This window comes from Pseudomonas sp. GW456-12-10-14-LB2, assembly GCF_002884345.1.
GTDB lineage: Bacteria > Pseudomonadota > Gammaproteobacteria > Pseudomonadales > Pseudomonadaceae > Aquipseudomonas > Aquipseudomonas paraglycinae.
The window spans coordinates 1-334 of the sequence record NZ_POHV01000097.1; the positions used below are offsets into that span (position 1 = coordinate 1).

Consider the following 334-nt stretch of genomic DNA (forward strand, 5'->3'; position numbering starts at 1 on the left):
TAGCTCAGTTGGTTAGAGCGCACCCCTGATAAGGGTGAGGTCGGCAGTTCGAATCTGCCCAGACCCACCAATTTTGTGTGGGAAACGCCTGTAGAAATACGGGGCCATAGCTCAGCTGGGAGAGCGCCTGCCTTGCACGCAGGAGGTCAGCGGTTCGATCCCGCTTGGCTCCACCACTACTGCTTCTGAAGTAAGAGCTTAGAAATGAGCATTCCATCGCTGCGATGGTGAATGTTGATTTCTAGTCTTTGACTGGTTCGTTCTTTAAAAATTTGGGTATGTGATAGAAAGATAGACTGATGGCCACTTTCACTGGTGGTGATCAGGCTAAGGT

At 50.3% G+C, this 334-nt stretch carries 1 tRNA gene; it reads left to right on the forward strand.

Annotated elements, in window-relative coordinates:
• The first annotated feature begins 100 nt into the window (after positions 1–100).
• Positions 101–176 (forward strand) — tRNA-Ala (locus C1X29_RS28240).
• Positions 177–334 lie beyond the last annotated feature (158 nt).